This window comes from Phycisphaerales bacterium (genome assembly GCA_016699835.1).
Taxonomy (GTDB): domain Bacteria; phylum Planctomycetota; class Phycisphaerae; order Phycisphaerales; family UBA1924.
Genome location: CP064987.1, coordinates 2,843,942 through 2,863,153 on the forward strand (window position 1 = coordinate 2,843,942; position 19,212 = coordinate 2,863,153).

A 19,212-nucleotide genomic window follows, 5' to 3' on the forward strand; every position below is an offset into this window, starting at 1 on the left:
CTCAGGAGACACTCCGCTTCGCCTGGGCGTTGCGGATCCGGATGTTGACGATCTCCACCAGCAGCGAGAAGGCCATCGCGAAGTAGACATACCCCCGGCTGATGTGCTGGTCGAAGCCATCGGCAATGAGGAGGACGCCGACGAGAATGAGGAACGAGAGGGCGAGGATCTTGATAGAGGGGTGACGCTTCACGAAGTCGGAGATCTTCCCGGCGAAGGCCATCATGACGCCGACGGCGATGACGACCGCCGCGATCATGATCCACTTCTCCTTCGCCATGCCGACGGCCGTGATCACCGAGTCGAGCGAGAAGATGATGTCCATGACGACGATCATGGAGATCGCGGCGGAGAACGACGAGGCCTTCTTGTGCTCCTCAAGATGCCCCGGCGCCTCGAGATCGTGGTGGATCTCCTTGGTGGCCTTGAAGATCAGGAAGAGTCCGCCGACAATGAGGATGAGGTCCTTCCACGAGAGATCGATGTCCACCGAGAACAGATTTGCTTTGTAGATCGACGCGGTGAGCGACATCACCCAGCCGATGGCCAGGAGCAGGCCGACGCGCATCAGCATCGCGAGGGCGAGGCCGATGAGCCGAGCCTTCGCCTGCTGGTGTTGTGGAAGCCGCGACGTCACGATCGCGATCACGATGATGTTGTCCACGCCCAACACGATCTCGAGCGCGGCAAGAGTGACCAACGCGATGAGATTCTGTGTCGTGAGCAGTTGATCGAGCGGGGGCATATCGGGCGGATTCCTTCCTTGGGAGATTGAATTCCGGAACTACTAAATCTAGTGGGGCAGGCGGCCCGCCTGCCCCTTCCACTTCTACGTCTTCTCGTGGCACAGGCGTCCCGCCTGTGTCTACACAAACTACAAATCTAATTCCATGAAACGCTCTACAACTCAGGCGCAAACCCGCGACGCAGCGTGTTCTCCGCCGAGGCTCGCGGCTCGACGAACTGGAGAAGGTAGTCCTTGCCCCCGGCCTTGGAGCCGACGCCCGACATTCCGAACCCGCCGAAGGGGTGGCGGGCGACGAGTGCGCCGGTGATGCCGCGGTTCAGGTAGAGATTGCCGACGCGGAACTCGCGCTTGGCCTTCTCGAGGTGCGCGGGCTTGCGGCTGAAGACGCCGCCGGTGAGTTTGTAGGCGGCGCTGTTGGCGATGCGGAGCGCGTCGTCATAGGTGGACGCGTGCATGACGGCGAGGACGGGGCCGAACACTTCCTCGCGCGCGAGTTCGTGAGACTCGGGCACGGGGTACACGATGGTGGGGGGGACGAAGTGCCGGCGTGTCTCGCCCTCGAGCGTGCCCGGCATATCGAGCGACATGGTCGTGAGGCCCGAGGCCCTCGTGCGTTCGATGAACCCCATGATCTTGCTCTTGGCGTCGGCGTCGATCACCGGGCCGACATCGGTCCCCGGGCGGAGCGGGTCGGCGATGACCAGGGCCTTGGTCGCCTCGACGAGGCGGTGGACGAAATGGGTGAACGCCAGCCCGGTCGTGCCTTGAGGGTCAACCACGATGCATCGCGAGCAGGCGGAGCACTTCTGCCCCTGAAACCCGAACGCCGACTGTCGCACGGCAAGCACGGCCTCGTCGAGATCGGCCGAAGTATCGATGATGAGCGCGTTCTTGCCACCCATCTCGCAGACGACGCGCTTCACGTGGGTGAGCGCGAGGGCGTCGGCGCGTGTGCCGGAGTCGAACGGCGTGGCCGGCGCGGCGGCGTGGAGAATGTCGAGGCCGACGTCGCGGGAGCCTGTGAACGCGATGAGCGCGACGCGCGGATCACGGACGAGGGCGGCGCCCGTGGTCTCGCCCGGCCCGGGGCAGAAGTGCAGCACATTCGCGGGCGCCCCCGCGGCCTTGAGCGCGTCCTGAAGGATCGAAAAGAGCACGCTCGCGATGCCCGGCGTCTGCTCGGCGGGCTTCACAATCACGGTGTTTCCGGTGACAAGCGCCGCAACGGTCATGCCGCAGCAGATCGCGAGCGGAAAGTTCCACGGCGCGATGACCACGGCAACGCCCCGCGGCTGGTACCACTGCTCGTCGAGTTCGCCGATGAATCGCCCCAGACGCTCGCGTGTGAAGAGCGGCACGGAGCATCGCGCGTAGTACTCACAGAAGTCGATTGCCTCGCACGTGTCGGCGTCGGCCTCGCGCCACGTCTTGCCCGCCTCCTTGATCATGATCCCCGAGAGTTCATCGCGCCGGGCACGCATCGCGGCGGCGGCACGCACGAGAACCTCGGCGCGGAGCGCGTGCGGCGTGTCACGCCAGCCGGGGAAGGCGGCATGCGCGGCCTCGACCATCATTCTCGCCTTGTCGGGCGTCACGTCGTTCGCGACCTGCGGCACTCGCGCGTTCTCGACCGTCTTCGCGAAGGTGTCGCGAACCTTAGCGTGGGCGAAGTCTCGCATCGGCTCATTGAGGAATGGCTTTCCGTCGCCGATGTTCGGAGCCGACGGCGAGAGCGTATGGCGCGATGGATCAAGCCGCGAATCAGCCGGGTCGATCTCACCAGGCCGGGGAGCGGCAGGAGGCGTGAGCAGCGTCGCCGGGTCGGCGTTGTCCAGGAAACCCGCCTTCAGCCATGACTCGTTCGACGTGTTCTCGAGAAGCCGCCGCACGAGATACGCCATGCCGGGGATCATCTCCCCGACGGGGACGTACTCACGCATGCGAAGGCCCATCTCCTCGGCGGCGTACTTGAGTTGGTCCGCCATGCCGTGGAGCATCTGGAGTTCGATCGCGCTGTGCGGGAGCGACCGCTCCTCGCACGCGGTGAGGGCGGCGGCGATCGAGCGCACATTGTGCGACCCGAGCGCGAGCTTCACGCCGGCCTCCCCCTTCGCCCGTGGCGTGTGGTCGAGGAAGATCCGCGTCATCTCCTCGAAGCAGGCGTCGGTGTGCGACTTCTTCGACCACACCGGACACGCCCAACCATGCAACTCCGCCTTGATCGTCTCGGCATCCCAGTACGCGCCCTTCACCAGGCGCACCGTCACCTGCTTGCCCTTCGCCTTGGCCCACTGGCAGATCCGCCGGGCGTCGTCGGGACCCGATCGCAGGTATGCCTGCATCGCCAGCCCGCCATGAAAATCCACAGCCTCGACGCAACGCTCAAAGAGCGAGAGCGTCAGGTCCTTGAGCGCGAAGTGCTCCATGTCGAAGTTAACGAAGACGCCTTTGGCCTTCGCGCTCTCAAGAATCGGCACGAGCCGTCGCATGAGATCCTTGATGGATCCTTCCGTGTCGATCGGATCGACGCGTGCGGACAACGCCGAGATCTTGACCGAGACATTCGTCCGAGGAATGGGCCCCAGATGGTCGCTCTCCAGCCGCGGCTGCCCCCTCCACGCCGAGACCTTCCCGGGCAGATTCTCAATCAGATCGAGATATTTCCTCTGGTACATGTCGGCCTCTTCATCCGACACGCACACCTCGCCCAGAAGGTCCACGCTGAACGCGATGCCGTCATTCCACAACTGCGTCAACCGAGGCAGCGCCGACGCCGCGTCCACGCCCGCAATGAACTTCCCCGCCATCCCCTCGACCTGTCCCGCGATGGTCTTCGCCGCGATCCCCTTCGCCACGCCCCCCATCTTGAGAGCCGCCGCGATCGGCGCGGGCACGATCACCCCGGGCTGGCTCAGATAATCCTGCAGATGATCAAAGACCGCGTCGGGCGTCTTGAGCATCGGGAACGCATCGACAAACCGGAACATCTGCACCTTGAACTCGTGGTCCTTCATGGACCACTCCATGAGCGCATCCGAGTAGAACTTCGCCGACAGCACGCTCGTCTTGTGCCCGCGCGCCCGGCGCAGCATCTCTGTACCGAGTTCAAGGATGCGAGGCGAATCCGAGGGCGGCGGCGGCGCGGCAGGCCGCGCAGGAACGGGGGCGGGCTTGGGCTTGCGGGAAAAGATCGACATGGGTGGATGGCTCAGATGGTGTTGGGTGCGGCCGACGGGGACGCCGGTCATGACTCGCAAGCGCGAGTCCTGAACCGAGCGAAATAATACGAGGATCGGGTTTCGCCGTATCACAGGAACTCGCCGTGCCGGCCCGATCGACGCCCCATCGCACACCCGTCCGCCCTACCGTCCAGCCTGTCATGAACCCCGCGGCGAGAGCGATCACCATCGGCAACTTCGACGGCGTGCACGCGGGGCATCGGGCCTTGCTCGAAGCCTGCCGCGCCCGCGTCGGGCCAACCGGCTCCGTCGTCGCCATGGCCTTCGATCCCCACCCCCTGACCCGCCTCAAGCCGGCGGCGGCCCCCGCACGCCTCACCCGGTTCCAGCGAAGGGCCGACTTGCTCCAAGCCGCAGGGGCGGACGAGGTCGTACGCCTCTTTCCAACCGATGACTTCCTCGGCATGAGCGCCCGAGCCTTCGTCGAATCGATCGTGCGCGATCACAAACCCGCCCTGTTCGTCGAGGGCGAAGACTTCCACTTCGGTCGCGGGCGCGAGGGCTCCACCCAAACGCTCGCCACCCTCGGCCGCGAGTTCGGGTTTGAGGTCGAGGTTATCGACGCCGTCGAGGTCGACCTCCTCGATCAACACCTTGTCCGCGCCTCCAGCAGCCTCGTCCGCTGGCTCCTCTCGCAAGGCCGTGTTGGCGACGCCGCCCGTGTCCTGGGCCGCCCACACCGCGTCGAAGGCCGCGTCGTCCGCGGCGATCGTCTCGGCCGCACCATCGGCTATCCAACGCTCAACATCACGACCGATGTCATGACCCCCGCCGACGGGATCTACGCGGGTTCGGCAACGCTCCCCGATGGCCGAGTCTTCCCCACCGCCGTCAGTCTCGGCACGCGCCCGACCTTCGATGGCCTCGACCGCCGTCTCGAGGCCTACCTCATCGGTGCGCCGAGAGACCACACCGGCGCGATCATGGGCCTCGACGAATACGGCTGGGAGGTCTCCATCGACTTCCTCGCGTTCCTCCGTGATCAGGTGAAGTTCGATGGCATCGAGCCCCTCGTCGCCCAGATTGAGCGAGACGTCGAGCGAACCCTCGACTGGACGAACCGCTCAGCCCGCCAGTCTCTCGCCCCAACCGCGCACTCTCAACCCACGGAACCCGCGAGCGCATGACGAATCCAACAGAATCCAACGCATGGGGCTCCACGACGACCCTCGAAGCCATCGCCTCATGGCTCGCCACACGTGATCGCGTCATCGTCACCACCCATGTCAAGCCCGATGGAGACGCCGTCGGCTCCACCCTCGCCCTCGTCCGCGCCCTCAACGCCGTCGATCCCATGAAGGCCACGCGCCGAAACGACGAGTCGCGAGCCGAGGCCTGGTACTTCGGCCCGCCTCCATCCTGGCTCGCCGACATCGCCAAAGGAACACCCCATCGCGTCCTCGGCCACGACGGCCCGCCGAAGCACATCCCCGCCGACGCCGTCGTCATCGCCGACACGGGATCCTGGGCACAACTCGAGGCCGTCCGCGAGTTCCTCGTCGAGCACGCCAGCGACGCCGCGATCGTCGATCACCACGCCCATGGCGACCCCGAGGTCGCGCCGCGCCGCGTCGTGGACACATCCAGTGCCGCCGCCTGCCAACCCATGGCCGAACTCTGCCGCATCATCCTCGGCGTGAAACGCGTCGAGGACCTGCCGCGTGATGTCGCCACCGCGCTCTACCTCGGGCTCGCCACCGACACAGGGTGGTTCCGCCATAGCAACGTCGACGCCAAGGTCATGAGCGCCGCCGGCGCCCTCCTCGCCGCGGGAGCCGAGAACGTCTGGCTCTATCAGAACATCGAGCAGCGCGACACCCCGGCCCGCCTGCGCCTGCTCTCCGCCGCCCTCGCCTCGCTCGAGTATTTCGATCTCGTCCCAGGTTCCGCGAAGGCCGGCCAACTCGCCGTCATGCGTCTCACTCGCGCCGATATGCAGAACGCCAAAGCCGAGTCGGGAGAGTCGGGCGGATTCGTGGACTTTCCCCAGATGATCGCCGCCGTCCGCGTCACCGCCCTCCTCACCGAGGCCTCCCCCGCGGAATACGGCCTGACCGGCGAGATGAAAGGCGGCCTCACCAAGATCAGCCTCCGAAGCAAGCCCGGCGAGCACGCCATCGACGTCAACGCCGCCGCAGGCACGCTCGGCGGGGGCGGCCACACGCGTGCCGCCGGCGCACGCGTGGCGAAGGATCTTCCCGCGACGGTCGACGCCGTCGTCGCCGCCGTGCGTGCCCAGGCCGCGATCGCGATGCACGCCAAAGGATGCCGCGCGTGAGCGACCATCGACCCCGAGGCAAGAGGCCGCCCGCGCGCGCCGCGCGTCCGCCGATGCGTCTCATGACGACGACTCTCTGGGAATATCCCAGCCAGCACTACGACGCCGCGTCGGGCGCCATGCAAGGCGACAAGGAGTACGTCGGCGCCACGCCCAGTTGGGTCATCTGGCAGGTCCTCTCTCGCTACACCCGCGAGGGCGACACCGTCCTCGACCCGATGTGTGGCAGTGGCACAACCCTCGACGTCGCCGCCGATCTCAAAAGAACCGCCCTGGGCTTCGACCTCGCCTCCTGGGAACGCCGGGATGACATCGTCCAGGCCGACGCGCGCGAACTCCCCGTCCGCGATGCGAGCGTGGACCTCGTCTTCATCGATCCGCCCTATTCCACCCACGTGGACTATTCCAACGATCCCGCCTGCATCGGCAAACTCGACGCCCTCAGCGATGATGGCGGCCGGGCGTACTACAAGGCCATGCGCGAGGTGATCCACGAGTGCCATCGCGTCCTCAAGGACCGGCGCTACATGGCCCTCTACGTCAGCGACTCCTTCAAGAAGAAGAAGGGCATGGACGCCGCCGGGCGATTCGCCCCCATCGGCTTCGAACTCTTTTCCATCATGCGCGAGCGATTCGTCCCCGTGGACATCATCGCCGTCGTCCGCCACAACCAGAAACTCGGGCGCGGCAACTGGCACAAGGCCGCCGAAGAGGGCAACTTCTTCCTCCGCGGCTTCAACTACCTCTTCATCATGAAGAAGGAATCACGCGTCGGCGCCGCCACGAACACTCGCAAGCCCGCCAGACCGCGATAAGAAATCCCGCGCCGCATTCCTACCAACCCTCGTGGGGCAGGCGGCTCGCCTGCCTCTCCCTTCTCTACACCTACTCCCCCTTCACCCCTTCACCACTCGGCCCCACCACAGGCCCCATCGGCTCAACCTTCGGCACCGGAATCGCCACCAACTCCGCCGGCGGATGCTTCATCGCCTCGACGGCCTCACCGATCTTCGCCCGGCAGGAGTCCACAAACTCCCGAATCGACGAGTACCGAGGAACTACCATCAACCCGAGCGGCCCGAACTCGCCCTTCGCCACACGCTCTTCCACCGCCCGCACGCTCTCCAGAGGAGATTCGGATCGCCAGGCCAAGGCCACCGCATCAAACGCCGCCACGATCCGCTCCGCCGCCGCGGTCAGCCCAGGCCCGTCCATCTCCGTGATCGCCTTGTAGAGCCCCTCAGGCTCACCCCCCTGCTGGATGTCCATGAACAGCCGAGCGCCCGCCGTCCGACCATTCTCATCCGTCGGCCCGGCATACCGATCCACAAGGTGCTTCGAGAGCACACGCCCCTCCACACGGATCGCGTTCACGAATCCATACGCATCGTTTTCCATGGCTCGCCGCAGGTCTTCGTCAAACGCTTTGACATGCGCCTCGGTCAGCCGCACGTGCCGGATCGCTCGAAGGATCTCATCCGCGCCCATCACGGCAAACCCAAGTCCGACCGTGCACGATTGCGTGAACCCGTCCGCTGTCGTGTGGTGGCTCATCGTCAGGAGCGATCGCGTCGAGGCCACGAAGGTGTCCATGTCCCCGCGATTGAGGCACAGCCGCGCGCTCGACACGAGGATTCTCGACGACTCGCGAAGGCGTTCCAGGTGCGACATGTCGGCGCCCAATCCCGCCGTCTGGTCCACGCCAAAGTCGCACACAGGCATCTGCGCGGCCACACGCAAGGCGTCGGCCAGGGCGCGATTCGTGTCGAGCTGCTCGGCCAAACTCGCGTCAGGGGCCCAGTCCAGATCGCGTCCATTGAACGACTGCGTCAGCCCGATCTTGAGATCCTCGGGCACCTTCTGCCAGAGGCGCCAGTACACCAGCGCCGCATTCCGAGGCCCGTGGATCTCCACCGCCGGGAGCGTGCCGAGATCGCCGGTGGCAGCATCCTGCGCGATCGCAACTCTCGGCACCGCCACGATCGCGCAAACCGCCAGCAAACACGCCGCGCACGCTCCGGGTGCCACCAGTCGTCGCCGCCCTGGGCGATGACTGGTGCCGGACCACGAGCGACCCACATTCACACGCCCAAGACAATCAGCACCGCTCACGTTTCGGCTCCTTCACGCGTCAACGCACGATCAACGCTCGACGCACCATCAACACGCTCACCAACGGACTCGATCCAGCCGCCCCCGACAACCCAGTCCGGCTCATCGCCGTCATACAACACGACCGCCTGCCCCGGCGCGATCGCCACCTGCGCCTCGTCGAACTTCACCTCGAACCGCCCCAGCCGTCCCGAGGGCGTCGCCGCGCGCGCGTCATCAACCACCCGAACCCGCGCCCTCGCCGCCGGCGTGTTGTACCGATACTTCGCCCACACCGCCCGCCACGACTCCGCCCCGCTCGGCGGGTCCACCAGCCAGTTCGCCTCACCCGCCACGCACATCTCGGCGAGCAGGTCCTCCTTCTCGCCCACCACAACCCTGTTTGCGCGCGCATCACGAGACACCACATACACCGCGTGCCCCAGCGACACCGACACGCCACGCCGCTGCCCGATCGTGAACCGATGCTGACCGGCGTGCGTGCCGATCGCCGTCCCCTCGGCATCAACGATCTCTCCCGCGCGCGCGACACCAGGCCGCAGCCGATCCACAAGCCCCGCGTAGTCATTGTCCGGCACGAAGCAGATCTCCTGCGAGTCCGGCTTGTCGAACACGGGCAACCCGAACGCGCGCGCAACATCGCGAACCTGGTCCTTGTGCATTCCGCCGATCGGCAGAATCATCTCGCCAAGTGTTTCACGTGGAACACCAAACAGCACATACGACTGGTCCTGCGCGCGTCGAGGCCGCGCATGAGTCGCGGCGTGCCGGTCGAGTGGTCCACGCGGGCGTAGTGCCCCGAGGCGACGGCGTCGGCACCGAGGGAGCGGGCGTACTCGTGCAACTTGCCGAACTTGAGCCAGTCGTTGCAGCGGACGCAGGGATTGGGCGTTCGGCCGGCGACGTACTCGTCGGCGAAGTAATCGATGATGCGCGCGAAATCGCGCTTGAAGTTGCAGACGTAGAACGGAATGCCCAGTTGGCCCGCGACCGCGCGCGCGTCGGCAGCGTCGGTGATGGAGCAGCACCCCTGGTGGCCGATGCGGGTGGGAGTGGGGTGGTCGATGGATTCGCCGGGGGAGCCCAGGCGCATGAAGCAGCCGATGACCTCGTGGCCGGCGTCCTTCAGGAGCGCGGCGGCGACGGAGGAGTCCACGCCGCCGGACATGGCGACGAGGATCCGCCGGGGCGGGCCGGGCGGCAGGGCATCCAGGAGTTGGACGGCGGCGGCGTTCATGGCGTGATCCAGCGAGAAGGGTAGGGAAGCGTGCGGGAGTTGATGTGATCGTGGGGATGGTCCGGAAACGGCGGGTCTGGTGCGGCACGCGTGTGACGGCAATTGGTGTGGGTCTCCGGCGTTTTGCCTGTGCGGGCGTGGACTGCGTGCGAGGCGTGTGTTCCCTAGTATTCCTCGAACTGGTCGCGGTGTTTCGGCGCGGCTCGAGCGTGGGTGTCCTTCATGGATCGTGGGACGCTGGGGTGTTGGGGATGTGCAGGCGGCAAGTCGGCCCGCAAGGCCGGAAGGATTGGGTATGAACGGTGCGTACACGATGGCGGCTCAGACGCTGGGGTTGGGCTTTGAGCCGAGCCTGTGGCAACTGATCATCATTCTGGCGATCGGGCTTTTGATCTTCGGGCATCGCTTGCCCGAGGTTGGTCGTTCGATGGGTCGGAGCATTGTGGAGTTCAAGAAGGGGCTGAAGAACATCGAGGACGAGGTGAGCGACGCGTCGAAGCGTGAGCCTCGGGGTCGGATCGAGTCGGATCGGGAGTATCGCGAGCCGCTGCCCCGGGGCGAGGGTGACGGCCGCCGCGTGAGCCGGGCGGATGAGGTGGAGCGTTCGGAGAGCGAGCGCTGAGGCGGGACTCCGCGGTCGGCAAGGGTCTGGAGTGCGGGCTAAAGTTGTGGCCTTAGGCCGAGGTAGCTCAGCTGGTTTAGAGCGCTGGATTCATAACCCGGAGGTCGGCGGTTCGAGTCCGCCCCTCGGCATTTCGTCCCTCATACTGCGACGGGATTCAAACTGACGACCTAGCCGACCTGCTCGAGGTCCTTGCCCGGCTGCTCCGCTCGAGGAGCAGCGGCCATGACGGTCGATCAGCAGCATCCCGGCGTCCCCCACAATCCAGAACCTGACAAGCCCTGGCACACACCTGGGCCATGGCGATACGAGGATCACGACCCTGACCCATCAGACCGTTGTGCCACTCGATGCGAGGTATTCGCTGGCTCCAATGAGAATCCATTCCGTGTATGCCTGATCGAAGACACCACGCATGACCACGACCCGCAAATACCGGACATCAGAGTCCTTGCTGCCAAGCGTGATCTGGCGAATGCTCGACTAATCGCCGCTGCCCCAGATCTCTTCGCCGCACTCCGCCAGGTCGAGTGGGGAGTCACCGTGAGTGACGAGGGTGGCGCAGAGTTGGAGATCTGCCCGTGGTGTGGGAACCCGCAGGACAACGGGCATCTGGAGGGGTGCGCACTCGCTGACGCCATCGCCAAGGCGATCGGGGGTGCCAAGTGAACCTCACCACTCATCAACAACGTGAGCTGTCGTCGCGAGCGATGCCTGTCCAGGCTGATTCAATGGGGAATCTCACGCGTGACGAGGATGGACTCACTGTCCTTCTCGAACTCGCACGATCGGCGCCGCCGATGCCCGACGACTACATGGCGTTCATCGAACCGCCTGAGGATCGGAGCATTGACAGCATCGTCGAGCGGCACGCAACCTGGGCTGTCGAGTGGGCGTGCCATGTCTTTGCCGCGGCCGAAGCGAAGTTGAGCCAACGACCGCTCCCGAGTCTGACCACGGGCGAAGGGGGTGCCGCGTGATTACCACCTGCACCACCTGTGGAAAGAACTACGAGGCTGGCTCCGAGGAACAGGCCAACGAGCCCATCCGTTACTGCCAAACGTGTTGGACAATCGAGAAGTCGCGTCGCGTTGGCGCATCCCGATCACTTGCCGGCGACGCCCCGGACGATGGCATGTCCACGATTCCATCGGGCGTTCGCGAGATGCTTCTCACCGCCCATCTCACTGCTGAACTCCTCCACGAGTTCACACGCGATGTCCAAGCCGGAGCCACGCCCGGCTTTCATCCTCGGGCCAGGGCCGCACTTCTGAGAACGCGCGAGCACCTTGAACAAATCAAGACTCAGGTCTGCGTGGCTATCGCTTCGCTCGAGCGTGCCGGAATCACAAAGGCCGTGGCAGCGTCGGTGAGTGATGGCGTCGCCGAGACCACGCTCGCGGTGACCGGTGCTGACCAGGAGAGCGTCGCCGAGCAGGACGCCCAGTCACGCCGCTCATTCAACGCCACGCTCACGGCGCTCCAGCAGAAGCACATCCCCGGCGTCAACGTCGACGTTGTCGGCTGATTCCCATCGTTCATTCAGGAGTGTTCCGTCATGAAACTGTCACAGATGTATCCGTCGAAGTTCCTGCAGGCCGAGGATCTTCCGAAGAACCAGAACACCATCGTCACCATTGAGAAGGTGTACCCGGTCGAAGCTCGCGATCGCGGAGGAAGCGACGAGCCTGAGGTTCGGTACAACATCAGGTTCCGCGAGTTCCGAAAGCCCATGACACTTTGGAAAAACACTGGTCACATGATCGGAGAGGTCCTCGGTACTGATGAGACAGAGGAGTGGGTCGGACAACAGATCGCGATCTACCCGTCTACATATCTCTCGTTCGGTGAGATGAAGCCGTGCATCAACGTCGACAAGTGGCGTCCCGAAGTCACCCAGCGCAAGCAGCCAGGCAACTCGCTCGTCATAGCCGGCGATCGTCGTCCTATTCCTGACGCTGCGATGAAGCGATTCCTGCTGCACGCAAAGAGCGGTGGAGGTTCATGGGACGCGTTCTTGAAATGGTCAAAAGCAAACGCGATGGAGGCGTTCGATCTCGCATACGGCAGAGAGCTCACTGAGATCCCGGCGGGCATCCTTCCGGCGATGGCCCAGTTCCTCAAGACCCTGCACATTCCAAGTTCAGGCGATGAGGTCAACACAGCGACGGGTGAGGTGGTCTCGAATCCACAGCGGCCGTCGGTTGCCGCGGCCTCGTCACCGATTCCACCTTCCGAACTTCCGGTCGACGACGAAGACATTCCGTTCTGAACCTCAAACCAGCACCCATCGCCGCTGGACACGGCGGCGATGGGCTTGTGTCATTGCTTCCTGCCCAACTTCTGTTCCCGTGCGACCTAGGTCGCATGATCGAACCAGGCGTCGCCGAAGGCCTCTCGACGCTTGAGGTTGGGTCTCTCTATCGCCTCGTTCGGTTCGCATGGCACCAAGAGGAACCATGCACGCTCCCCGACGAGGATTCGTCCCTGGCGATGGTCGCCGGGGTCATGGATGAGGACTGGCGGAGGATGCGTCCTCGCCTGTTCCTGGCCCTCGCCGCCACCGGGTGCACTCCCGGCGGGCGCCTGCTCTTGCAGCACGCCCGGAGGGTCTTCGATGATCTGGCCTCCAAGGCATCCACGACGTCGGCCGCCAAGCGTGCCGCCGGCCTCGCGGGTGCTCGGGCCAGATGGCAGCAGGATGGCAGACGCATGGCAGCCGATGGCAAGTGCCATACACGTGCCATGCAGGTGCCATCTGCTGCGCCCTCGGTGCGCCCAGAGCGCAATTCTTTCTGAGCGCTCTGTTCTATCGCTCCCGCTCCAGCGCTCTCCTCAGGGCGCAATTCCTGGCGCTCCGCTCGAGCGCTCGGGCGCGAGCGGGGAAGAAATCATCGCGATCGTGGGCGAGGGGGCGAGGGCGATTCTGTCGGAGAAGGTCGAGTCGTGGAGACGCGCCCAGTCTCTAGGGATGCTGCAGTCCGCGATCGCTAGGTGGCGGACCGCTGGCTTCACCTCATGCCCGGTGACGAAAGCCTCTGAGCTCTCGGCCGGCCGGTACGCCGAGCCTGCACGGGTCGATGCCCTCATCGAGGAGGCCGACGCTCTGGTGGTCCAAGCCAAGACCTGTGGCAAGCGATGCAATCCGGTGGGGTTCCTCATCCATGGGCTTGGCGCGTCGGATCGATCTCGAGGCCGGCCCTCGGAGATCCCGCTGTTCGTCTCTCAGAAGTGGTCCAAGTTGCAGGCCTCAACGCTCAAGACGCTCGAGGCCCAGGCCGCGCTCACCGCCAAACTCCGCCAGGCGGGCGAGGTCCTCAAGTCGGCGGAGAAGGCTGCCCAGCAGCACGGAGCATGAAGATGGCGAAGCAGAAGGCAGTGGAACTCCCCAACATCACGACCTGGACGCAGATCGTCCGTATGCAGGAGGCCCGCGACGTCGTCAAGCAGAACCTCTCGAACGTCGAGTCGGATCTGACCGACGCCCGCCGCGAACTCGACGAGATCGGAGCCCAAGACGAGTCCAGCGAGGACTTCCAGGTCGCCGCGGCCCGGAAGGAGCGATGCCTACGCACCCGCGATGTCTACAAGGAACGGCTCAAGACGCTCGCCGACAAGATGGACCAGGCCGTTTCCGCCGCGGCCAAGGGCGTCAATGAACTCCTCGAGATGTTTGACGCGGCAGGGTTCGTCGCCAAGCCCAAGCCCGAGGACCTCTACACGCCCAAGAAGGTCGAGCACGAGGAGCCCGACGATCGCCCGGTCGGCAAGCCCGGACGCGCCCGCCCGGAGACTCCCGATCCGAGCAATGGTGATGGCGTCGATGAGCACCTGAACGCCTCGGTCAACGAGCTCGACTGCCGCGAGGACCTCAAGGGCAAGCTCATCGAAGCCGGGCTCACGACGATCGGTCGTGTCGCCGCGGTCCTCGACTCGAAGGACCAGGACCTCCGTGACATCTTGAACTGCGGCGAGAACATTGCGTCGGCGATCAAGCGATCAGTGAAGTTGTATCGCACTGCCCATCGAAAGGCCGCCAAGGCCGCGGAGTCGGGCGAGTGATCAACACGACCGGAATGTTCATCTTCGGATACTCGCAAGTCTTGCTTGCAGCGGCCTGGCACTGCCTGCCAACGTACGTGGACCCAATCCGTGACGGAGAAGACCTCAGACCTAGCTGGATTGTGATGCGAGATTCGTCTTTCACCATGGCCGTGATGGCGTTTGCCGTGTTGGCCATTCGAGTTCTAAACGCTCGTTAGTTCGCAACATCAGCACAGGAGATCACGCATGACCGCCACTGCGACCAAAGAGAAGAAGGGGAAGAAGAGTCCAAAGTCTGCCGTGCCCGCGACTCCAGCGACGCCGGCGAAGCCGATCCTCGGCGTGGATCTGAAGGGCGAGTTGCTCGACATCGCGATCGATCGGATCATCGACCCAAAGGGGCAGGCCGATCGCCTGCCGCGTCCGGGCGATGCCGAGGCGATCGAGCAGTTGTCCAGGAGCATGGCCGAGTGCGGGCAGCTGCAGCCCGTCATGCTCGAGCGTCTGTCCGACGGCCGATTCTGCCGCGTGTTCGGCCGGCGCCGGCTCGCCGCGGCCAGGCTGCTCGGGTGGTCCACCATTCGCGCCTCGGTCGTTCCTCCGCTGCCCGACGACGTGCGTCGCACGATCGTGGCGATCGAGAACGTCCAGCGGCAGGACCTCACGCCGGCCGAGGAGACGCTCGCGGTCGATGAACTCATGGAGTTGCAGGCGATCCCTGCGGCTCGGCAGATGGGCCAGCCGATGGGTCCTGAGTGTGGGGCGTGGGCAGGCAAGACGGCGAGCCAGGCGACATCGTTCGACGGGCTTCCGCCAAGCACGTCCGAACAGGCTCGCAAGGCGCTCTCGCACGACGCGCTCCTCGACCATCGCGTCCGCCGGATCGCCAGCGAGATGGTCGCGGCGATGCTGGGCAAGTCGCCGCAGTGGGTCCGCGATCGTCTCTACATCGGCCGGCTCGGCGACGCCGCGAAGAAGCTGGTTCTGCAGGGCAAACTCCCGCTCGCCCACGCCCGCGAGATCTCGAAACTCGCCGACGAGAAGCAACGCAACGAACTGGCGAAGGACTACGCCGCCGGCGGCTCGGACTCGGTCAGCGACGTCGAGGCGGGTCCGCTCGAGGAACTGCAGTTCGAGGTCCGGCGCTCCGTGTTCTCGCTCGACGTCGTGCCCTGGCAGCGGCACGTCGCGTTCGCCGGCCGGCAGCCGTGCGAGGGATGCCAGTTCAACTCCGCGACCCAGCCTGGGCTTTTCGAAGGCGGTGGCGAGGTCTCAGTGAACATGATCGGCGGGCGTGGGACCTACGACGCCGACAAGGCTTCCGATGTTGCGGTCGGCATCTGCACGAAGCCCGATTGCTATCAGGTCAAACTCCGGGCGGCGAAGGGCGCGATCTCCGCGGCCGCCAAGCGCATCGTCGATGGCGAGAAGAAGCCGTCGGAGGCCAAGGTGCCCGAGTTCGTCGAGAGGCGTGCGCTCGAGAAAAAGGTTCGCGATCGACGTGCCTCGGCGAAGGTCCGGGCGAAGAGGCCGATCTCAGAGGGCACGGCTTCCAAGAAGCCCACGGTCTCGGAGAAGGAGGCGCAGGAGCGGCATCTCGCCATCTCGAAATATAACGACGCGATCCGGGAATGGGCACGCAAGAAGGTCGAGCCGGAGATGGTCAAGAAGGTTCTCGCGACTCCAGGACTCTTCACCATTCTGAAGATGATCACAGCGACCAAGCTGTACCAGGCGACCGAACACTGGCAGAACTCGAAGGCCACGAAGGCGGCGGAAGCACCAGGCCTACAGCGACTTCTCAAGTTCCTCGAGAAGCCTGATTGGAAGGGCATCGTCGAGATCGAGAAGGAATGCGGGCGTCGGTTCGGGCTCATTGAACCGCACAGCGACGGGGTGTCCGGCATGGCCGAGCGATTCGCCAAGGCCATGGGCATCGACGTCGATGATCCTCCGGTCCTCGAGGACTTCCTTCCGAAGCCCAAGGGCGCCGTAACGCCCAAGGCCTCGCCGGCAACGAAGCCGAAGAAGTCACGCCGTGCGCCAGCGTCGAAGTCGGACTCCGACGTGGAGGACGACGAATGACCCGCACGAAGCCTGTGAAGCGATCGACGCTCACTCCTGGCAAATGTCAGGTGTGTGGGTGCACGGATGAGCACGGATGCGACGTCGGATGCTCCTGGGTGGATAAGCACCGCACGCTCTGCTCGGCGTGCGATCGCTGGGCAAGCCGAGCTGACAGGCGTGGACACACGGAGCCGAGCAAGGTGCCCGTCTATGGGCTCTGGATCATCGATGGCGGTCCCAAGGGCAAGGGACACTGGCTCGTTGATATGTACGACGACGCGGATCGAAACTTTCCAGCCATCTTCTGGAGCAAGAAGGACGCTGAGACCGCCGCCAAGAAGGAGCGAGAGAACGGGCTCGACGTCGTTGCGCTTGAACTCCGAGCGGTGGCGAAGACAGGAGGCGTCCGTTGAAGAAGAACGTTCTACCCCTTGAGGCCCTCACCCAGCACGTCGCGATTCTCGGCCGGACCGGATCGGGTAAGACCTACGCCGCGAAGGGCCTGGTCGAGGAACTCCTCGGCGAGGGTCGGCGGGTGTGCGTCCTGGACCCGACCGGCGCGTGGTGGGGGCTCAAGTCCAACGCCGCCGGCGACAAGCCAGGGTTTCCTGTCGCGATCTTCGGCGGCGATCACGCCGACGTGGCGATCAGCGAGCACTCGGGCGGCCCGATCGGGGAACTCGTCGCGTCGCAGAATCTGCCGTGCATCATCGATCTGTCGGGTACGACGCTGGGCGAGCGGCATCGATTCGTCGAGCGGTTCGCCGAGTCGGTGTTCCGATCCAACAAGTTGCCGCTGCACCTGGTGATCGACGAGGCCGACGAGTTCGCGCCGCAGTCGGGCCCGCCGGGAACGGAGCGGATGCTCGGGGCGATCGACCGGATCGTGAGACGGGGTCGGATCAAGGGCTTCCGGGTGATGCTCATCTCCCAGCGCCCGGCCGTTCTGAACAAGAACGTCCTCACCCAGGCCTCGACGATGATCGCGATGCGGCTGCCCGCTCCCCAGGATCGCAAGGCCGTGGAGGACTGGATCAAGGGCCAGGCCGACACCGACAAGGGCAAGGAGGTCCTCGCCAGCCTCGCGAAGTTGAAACTCGGCGAGGGGTGGGTCTGGTCGCCTGATCGTGGCCTGCTCGAGCGCACGCAGTTCCCGAAGATCTCGACGTTCGACTCCGGACGCACTCCCGACGACGGGGAACAGATCGCCGCGCCGGCGTCGCTCGCCGAGATCGACCTCGAGGCGGTGAACTCGGCGCTCCTGGCGTCGACCGAGGAGGCTAAGGCGAACGACCCCAAGGAACTCCGCAAACGGATTCGCGAACTTGAGAAGGAACTCGCCAGCCGGCCGAAGGAGGCCGCCGAGGACGCGGTTCGAGTGAAGCAGGTCCGCGATCTCATGGAGCAATCCGCGATGCTCGGCGGTCAACTCCGGGCGCAGAAGGCCGAGACCGATCGGCTGCTCGGCGAATTGAACCGGATCTTCACCGTCGTCGACCAGGCGAAGTCGGCACGGCCGTCGACCGGAGCGCCGCCGGTCGAGGGATTGAAGCTCGCGAACACGCCCGCGCCCGCCATACAGCGCCCACCAGTCACGCCGCCGGCCGAACACGACAACTCGGACGGCGAGTGCCGGCTGCCCGACGCGACGAAGCCGCAGCAGAAGGTGCTCCAGGCGATCGCGTGGTGGAATGCCATTGGCATCGACGTGCCGTCGCGCGTCCAGGTCTCGCACGTCGCCGGCTACACCCCTTCGGGCGGAACGTGGCGGAACCTCCTCTCTGAGTGTCGATCGAGAGGCTGGATCGAGTACCGGTCCGAAGGGATCGTGCTTGCCGGCGACGCGGTCTTCTGCGTGACTGCCGGTCGCGTGGACGGGCTGGGTGAAATGCACTCCACCATCCGCGACCGTCTCAGTGGTCCGCAGGTCAAGCTGTTCGATGTTCTCCTGGTCAACGGGGCCATCGAACGCAAGGAAGCCGCGAACCTGGCGGGGTACGAGGCGTCGGGCGGGACATGGCGGAACCTCTGCAGTGAACTCAAGTCGCTCGGGCTCGCGATCTACCCGTCACGCGACACGATCGCGCCTGCAGCATGGCTCCTTACGGGATCTGCCGCATGAGTGACGGTCCGCGCATCCCGCTCGCCGCGGCCCAGCGTGCTGCGGTCACGCTGATAGATCGGTGGGGGCTCTCGACCCTCGATCGCAAGGCCACGAGCCAAATCGAGGTTGTCGGGTCCGTGCGCAGGCTCCGCCACGAGGTCGGAGATCTCGAACTCGTCGCGCCGCTTCCAGCGGGGTGGCGATCGAAGAACCTGACGCCCACCCAGGACGATCTGTTCATGCGGATCAATGGATCGATGCAGAATCCCTGGTCCGATCCGGCCGCTCCACTCTTCACGCCTGCCGGCGATTCTGTCGCGGTCGAGTCGGCCGTTGGACGCGCCGTTCGAGGGCTCAAGCCCGGGTTTCTGGCGTGCTCGCTGATGCTCACTCCCTGGGACGGCATCGATCTGCCGTGCCAGGTCTATCGGTGCACGCCACACAACCACGGATGGATGATGATCGAGCGGACGGGGCCTACGGAGTTCGGCCGGTGGTTTCTGTGGCGGTGGAAGGTGCGATTCGGTATTCCTCTCGGTGATCCCCTGCGCCCGGCAAGCGTGCAGAACCACCTCGTGGACACCGTGGGCCGTCTGGTTGACGTCCCAACCGAGGCCGAGGCATTCCGCCTAGTAGGTGAGAGGTACATCCCGCCCCACGAGCGTGATGAGTTCATGGCGAGGCAGCAGGCGTCTCGGGAGGCACTGCGTTGATCAAGCGGGCAATCGTCAAGGCGTGCTGGTGGATGATCTGGAGACTGG

The 19,212-nt window shown here is 65.2% G+C and carries 17 protein-coding genes, 1 tRNA gene and 1 pseudogene; 14 read left to right on the top strand and 5 right to left on the bottom strand.

The window, feature by feature from the left end; translation table 11 throughout:
• Window position 1: 1 nt before the first annotated feature.
• The gene (locus tag IPK69_11685) at window positions 2-745 is read right to left on the bottom strand and encodes a TerC family protein (protein QQS08636.1); all 744 of its coding nucleotides are present in this window, start codon (window positions 743-745) and stop codon (window positions 2-4) included.
• Between the two features lie 155 nt (window positions 746-900).
• Window positions 901-3,945 (bottom strand): proline dehydrogenase family protein, encoded by a 3,045-nt coding sequence (locus IPK69_11690; protein ID QQS08637.1) that lies wholly within the window; start codon window positions 3,943-3,945, stop codon window positions 901-903.
• 125 nt (window positions 3,946-4,070) lie between these two features.
• Between IPK69_11690 and ribF the strand changes: the two genes are divergently transcribed.
• The 3 genes from ribF to IPK69_11705 are packed head-to-tail and all read left to right on the top strand — an operon-like array spanning window position 4,071 to window position 7,080.
• On the top strand, window positions 4,071-5,114 hold the full coding sequence (ribF, locus tag IPK69_11695) for a riboflavin biosynthesis protein RibF (protein ID QQS08638.1): 1,044 nt from the start codon (window positions 4,071-4,073) through the stop codon (window positions 5,112-5,114).
• Window positions 5,111-6,265, top strand: coding sequence for a DHH family phosphoesterase (locus IPK69_11700; protein QQS08639.1), 1,155 nt, complete (start codon window positions 5,111-5,113; stop codon window positions 6,263-6,265). The genes ribF and IPK69_11700 overlap by 4 nt, the downstream gene beginning before the upstream one ends.
• Before the next feature lie 53 nt (window positions 6,266-6,318).
• Window positions 6,319-7,080, top strand: a complete 762-nt coding sequence (locus IPK69_11705) for a methyltransferase domain-containing protein (GenBank protein ID QQS10478.1) — start codon at window positions 6,319-6,321, stop codon at window positions 7,078-7,080.
• A gap of 70 nt (window positions 7,081-7,150) precedes the next feature.
• Here the strand turns inward: IPK69_11705 and IPK69_11710 are convergent, their stop codons facing one another.
• Together IPK69_11710 and mnmA are read right to left on the bottom strand one after the other, a co-directional pair.
• Complete coding sequence (locus IPK69_11710) at window positions 7,151-8,239, bottom strand: hypothetical protein (GenBank protein QQS08640.1); 1,089 nt, start codon at window positions 8,237-8,239, stop codon at window positions 7,151-7,153.
• A gap of 134 nt (window positions 8,240-8,373) precedes the next feature.
• Window positions 8,374-9,545 (bottom strand): annotated as a pseudogene (gene mnmA, locus IPK69_11715) (tRNA 2-thiouridine(34) synthase MnmA).
• 382 nt (window positions 9,546-9,927) lie between these two features.
• Here mnmA and IPK69_11720 point away from each other — a divergent pair.
• From IPK69_11720 to IPK69_11740, 5 genes are all read left to right on the top strand, one after another.
• Window positions 9,928-10,236, top strand: a complete 309-nt coding sequence (locus tag IPK69_11720) for a twin-arginine translocase TatA/TatE family subunit (GenBank protein ID QQS10479.1) — start codon at window positions 9,928-9,930, stop codon at window positions 10,234-10,236.
• 56 nt (window positions 10,237-10,292) lie between these two features.
• Window positions 10,293-10,367: transfer RNA gene (locus tag IPK69_11725), tRNA-Met, on the top strand.
• 600 nt (window positions 10,368-10,967) lie between these two features.
• Window positions 10,968-11,216: a hypothetical protein gene (locus IPK69_11730; protein QQS08641.1), complete on the top strand. Its 249-nt coding sequence runs from the start codon at window positions 10,968-10,970 to the stop codon at window positions 11,214-11,216.
• A gap of 155 nt (window positions 11,217-11,371) precedes the next feature.
• A complete protein-coding gene (locus tag IPK69_11735) occupies window positions 11,372-11,764 on the top strand; it encodes a hypothetical protein (GenBank protein QQS08642.1) in 393 nt (130 codons plus the stop codon).
• A 30-nt stretch (window positions 11,765-11,794) separates the two neighbouring features.
• The gene (locus IPK69_11740; protein ID QQS08643.1) at window positions 11,795-12,508 is read left to right on the top strand and encodes a hypothetical protein; all 714 of its coding nucleotides are present in this window, start codon (window positions 11,795-11,797) and stop codon (window positions 12,506-12,508) included.
• Between the two features lie 86 nt (window positions 12,509-12,594).
• Here IPK69_11740 and IPK69_11745 read toward each other — a convergent pair whose 3' ends face one another.
• Window positions 12,595-12,972, bottom strand: coding sequence for a hypothetical protein (locus IPK69_11745; GenBank protein QQS08644.1), 378 nt, complete (start codon window positions 12,970-12,972; stop codon window positions 12,595-12,597).
• Between the two features lie 166 nt (window positions 12,973-13,138).
• Between IPK69_11745 and IPK69_11750 the strand changes: the two genes are divergently transcribed.
• From IPK69_11750 to IPK69_11775, 6 genes are all read left to right on the top strand, one after another.
• Window positions 13,139-13,594 carry a hypothetical protein gene (locus tag IPK69_11750; GenBank protein QQS08645.1) on the top strand — a complete coding sequence of 152 codons (456 nt, stop codon included), beginning with the start codon at window positions 13,139-13,141 and terminating at the stop codon, window positions 13,592-13,594.
• Between the two features lie 2 nt (window positions 13,595-13,596).
• Window positions 13,597-14,298: a hypothetical protein gene (locus IPK69_11755; protein QQS08646.1), complete on the top strand. Its 702-nt coding sequence runs from the start codon at window positions 13,597-13,599 to the stop codon at window positions 14,296-14,298.
• A gap of 228 nt (window positions 14,299-14,526) precedes the next feature.
• Window positions 14,527-16,365: a ParB N-terminal domain-containing protein gene (locus IPK69_11760; protein ID QQS08647.1), complete on the top strand. Its 1,839-nt coding sequence runs from the start codon at window positions 14,527-14,529 to the stop codon at window positions 16,363-16,365.
• A 98-nt stretch (window positions 16,366-16,463) separates the two neighbouring features.
• On the top strand, window positions 16,464-16,760 hold the full coding sequence (locus IPK69_11765) for a hypothetical protein (GenBank protein ID QQS08648.1): 297 nt from the start codon (window positions 16,464-16,466) through the stop codon (window positions 16,758-16,760).
• Window positions 16,757-18,469, top strand: a complete 1,713-nt coding sequence (locus IPK69_11770) for a DUF87 domain-containing protein (GenBank protein ID QQS08649.1) — start codon at window positions 16,757-16,759, stop codon at window positions 18,467-18,469. The genes IPK69_11765 and IPK69_11770 overlap by 4 nt, the downstream gene beginning before the upstream one ends.
• Complete coding sequence (locus IPK69_11775) at window positions 18,466-19,164, top strand: hypothetical protein (GenBank protein QQS08650.1); 699 nt, start codon at window positions 18,466-18,468, stop codon at window positions 19,162-19,164. The genes IPK69_11770 and IPK69_11775 overlap by 4 nt, the downstream gene beginning before the upstream one ends.
• Window positions 19,165-19,212: the final 48 nt, after the last annotated feature.